We start from the raw sequence: 2,957 nt of genomic DNA on the forward strand, positions 1-2,957 counted from the left end.
AATTGCGCGCATTGAGTGATTAGGTGAAAAGTCTGTGCTTAAATTGTGGTCATTAATTCAATCGGGAGGTTGGGTCTAAAAACGATTTAATTAAAATTCGTTTTTCTACAGCCTCGTTACAAACCATGAGTAAGAAAGTATATTGGTTAATCTGCCTAGCTCTTCCAATATTGTGGCCGGTATTGATGTTTGGTGCGCTAGAGCTCGGTTTTTCAACTCCGATACTCACATTTTTAGGGTTTGGAGTAATGTTGAGTGCTGCGGGTTACCTGGCCTTTGTTCTGGCATCAGTTTGGTACCTAAGGAAAAAAGAATGGGCCACGTGGAGGTATGTGATTCGCTTTGCCCCACTCATAGCAGCGGTATTTCAAGTTTTTTCGGCGGTTCAGTTTAAATGGATTTCTCCATCACCAGGAATGGAGTCAGTAATTCCACACGTGTTGGAAGTCTGGGGCGGGCTAGCTATTTATATTGTTATCGTTGGCTATGCATACCTTGCGGCATGCAGGCTAGTGTTTAGGTGCGCACTTCGCGAAAGTTTGTAACAAGGCCAGGCAGTCTGCTCCGGGCCTTCGGCCCTCCGCGGGACAGCTTACCTTGTGCACGTTTTGCGCAGGTCGCTGCGCTCCCATTTTTGCGCAAAAAGCGCACAAGGTAAGCTGCCCCTGCTGGCGGCGTTATGTGGATTTACTACCGTGATCTACAAAAAATTTAATAACGAGATATCTATAAAGCTCACTGAAGGACACTTGATAGTTCTTTGGGATCTGCTTTCCAGTAAGCTTGCTGGAAAACCTTTGAATGTAGAGTTTTCTAAAGTAGAAAAGAGGGTTATATGGGCTCTAGCGGATCTGTGTGAGGTCGAACTAGAGCGTCTGGGCTGGAGTGAGTATCCTGAAGAGTGGGAAGCTACCGTTAGGAAGGCAAGAATGTACTGTCAGGATCTACCCGCAGATTTTCTAAGTTAATTTGTTGGCAGCACACATAACAAGGCCGGGCAATTTGCTACGGGCCTGTGGCCCTCCGCGGGACAGCTTACCTTGTGCACGTTTTGCGCAGGTCGCTGCGCTCCCATTTTTGCGCAAAAAGCGCACAAGGTAAGCTGCCCCTGCCGGCGGCGTTAAGTTCAAGGAGAGAGCATGGATAATCAAAAGCAGCGGGAAATGTACGTGAAATTGGCGCCAGCCATAGTTTGTTTCACGTTAGGGTACATCCTTTATGCAAAGCTAGTAGTGGCGATGCAAGTAAATTGGTTGCAGGTGGTGCTGGCTGTAGTTGCGGCATTAATAACTGGCTTTGGCATCTCTTTAAGATTTCTATATGGAAATGAAATTAAAATACTTGCTCTATACGTCGCTGCGCCCGTTTCCATTTATCTTCTATACGATGCGTACGTTAACGGTGTAGAAATGGCCTATATCCTGATCTTGGCGTGTTCAGCTCTGGGTTGGTACATCCCACAGTTGATTTTCCGTAAGAGGCTACTGGCCAAGCTAGCGAGTGGAACTTAACAATCGCGGGCAGTGAAGCTACGGCCCTCCGGGCCTTCGCGGGACGGGTTACCTTATACACGTTTTGCGCAAGTCGCTACGCTCCCATTTTTGCGCAAATCGCGCATAAGGTAACCCGCCCCTGCCGCGGGCGTTATGCATCTCAAGGAAGGAATGCATGGATATTGCAAAATACAGTAGATCAGCCTTTGAAAAAGCTGGCTTAAATAGCGATAAAGCGAGGGATCTAGCCAATGAGCTAGAAGATGCTGTTTTGCTTGAGCTCCACCAAACAATAGAGTCGGCATTTCTTCAGATCGTCTCTCGTTTAAATTCTGCCGGGCATGATCTTTTGCCATACATGGAGGTTGTTCCTGGAGAGTACGTATTTCGAGGCAAAGCAGCAGAGGACGGTTGTGGCTTGAGGCTCGCTTGTGATGTCGTGGTTTCGGCCGGATATAGCCACCTTAGTAAAGAAAATGCATAACAAGCGCAAGCAGGATGCTACGGCCCTTCGGGCTTCCGCGGGACGCCCAATGCTATGCACATTTTGTGCGGGTCGCTGCGCTCCCAGTTTCGCACAAAACGTGCATAGCATTGGTCGCCCCTGTTGCGGGCGTTAGTGGTCATCACTAAATGAATATCGTCAGTCAATCTGGCCTCTCTGTTGAGCTTCATTCTCCCGAATTAGATTCGGAAGGTTGGGTCACCCATTTCTGTGTAAGCCTTAAGGGTGAAGGACTAGAGGCTCATCTTCGTGTGTACAATGCTCCATATGGGGAGAATATTGCGGATTTTTTCTCGGCGCTGGCCAAAGACTGGCGAGGTTGGGAGGGTGATAAAGAGTGGGGATCCTTAGAGGGTGAGTGTGCTCTTTGGGCGTGTACTGATAGCACTGGCCATGTCACCCTTAATATTGAATTACAGTCTTCGCTATGCGAGCCATTCTGGCGTACACGCATTGCGCTAATCATTGAGGCAGGCCAGCTTGGAGAAATAGCGCGCCAAGCGAAGCGCTTCGTATACCCAACCACTAACAAGCGGTTGTAATCGCCGCGAAATACGCGGCTGGGACGGCTTACGCTGCGCTCCAGCCGCCCCTAAACCGAGCGTTATGTGTAGCCGCAACTTAGGGCAACGGGAGAGCCAATGTACGGTAAGGGTTACATTTACGGACTAGGTTTAGCCTTTCTTTTGTGGTTACTCATACGGCACGTAGATAAACGCTATTACAAGAAGAAGCGTGAGCTACTAAGAAAGAGGCTCAAGGAAAAGGAGGAGGGTTCATTGCCAAGTCAAAGTAAAGAACCACCCAAGAAGAGAAGCTCCGACTAATGAGCACATCCACACCTAGTATCAACTTTGAACCGCGACAAAAGTAATTATTTCCCATAGTACATTTTCTCTGGTGTTCTGAAACCAAATCTTTTCCTGGGGCGGGTGTTTAGCTTTCTTGCAATTTCATCG

At 48.2% G+C, this 2,957-nt stretch carries 5 protein-coding genes; all 5 read left to right on the plus strand.

Translation table 11 applies throughout. The features are described 5' to 3' along the window. Positions 1 to 125 precede the first annotated feature (125 nt). Positions 126 to 545 carry a hypothetical protein gene (locus LC059_RS17755; protein WP_226705213.1) on the plus strand — a complete coding sequence of 140 codons (420 nt, stop codon included), beginning with the start codon at positions 126 to 128 and terminating at the stop codon, positions 543 to 545. Between the two features lie 150 nt (positions 546 to 695). Continuing rightward, positions 696 to 968 (plus strand): hypothetical protein, encoded by a 273-nt coding sequence (locus tag LC059_RS17760; RefSeq protein ID WP_226705214.1) that lies wholly within the window; start codon positions 696 to 698, stop codon positions 966 to 968. Positions 969 to 1,139: 171 nt separating this feature from the next. Beyond that, the gene (locus tag LC059_RS17765; RefSeq protein ID WP_226705215.1) at positions 1,140 to 1,511 is read left to right on the plus strand and encodes a hypothetical protein; all 372 of its coding nucleotides are present in this window, start codon (positions 1,140 to 1,142) and stop codon (positions 1,509 to 1,511) included. 157 nt (positions 1,512 to 1,668) lie between these two features. Further along, positions 1,669 to 1,977 carry a hypothetical protein gene (locus tag LC059_RS17770; protein WP_226705216.1) on the plus strand — a complete coding sequence of 103 codons (309 nt, stop codon included), beginning with the start codon at positions 1,669 to 1,671 and terminating at the stop codon, positions 1,975 to 1,977. A 149-nt stretch (positions 1,978 to 2,126) separates the two neighbouring features. Then, positions 2,127 to 2,540: a DUF6228 family protein gene (locus LC059_RS17775; protein ID WP_226705217.1), complete on the plus strand. Its 414-nt coding sequence runs from the start codon at positions 2,127 to 2,129 to the stop codon at positions 2,538 to 2,540. The last annotated feature ends 417 nt before the right edge of the window (positions 2,541 to 2,957 follow it).

Origin of the sequence: Microbulbifer elongatus (genome assembly GCF_020524885.1) — a bacterium.
Lineage (GTDB): Bacteria > Pseudomonadota > Gammaproteobacteria > Pseudomonadales > Cellvibrionaceae > Microbulbifer > Microbulbifer elongatus_A.

What these genes read in the sequence shown, in the direction of transcription:
- LC059_RS17765 (WP_226705215.1), top strand. Translation starts at nt 1,140, where the DNA reads ATGGATAATCAAAAGCAGCGGGAAATGTACGTGAAATTGGCGCCAGCC.
- LC059_RS17770 (WP_226705216.1), top strand. Translation starts at nt 1,669, where the DNA reads ATGGATATTGCAAAATACAGTAGATCAGCCTTTGAAAAAGCTGGCTTA.
- LC059_RS17775 (WP_226705217.1), top strand. Translation starts at nt 2,127, where the DNA reads ATGAATATCGTCAGTCAATCTGGCCTCTCTGTTGAGCTTCATTCTCCC.
- LC059_RS17755 (WP_226705213.1), top strand. Translation starts at nt 126, where the DNA reads ATGAGTAAGAAAGTATATTGGTTAATCTGCCTAGCTCTTCCAATATTG.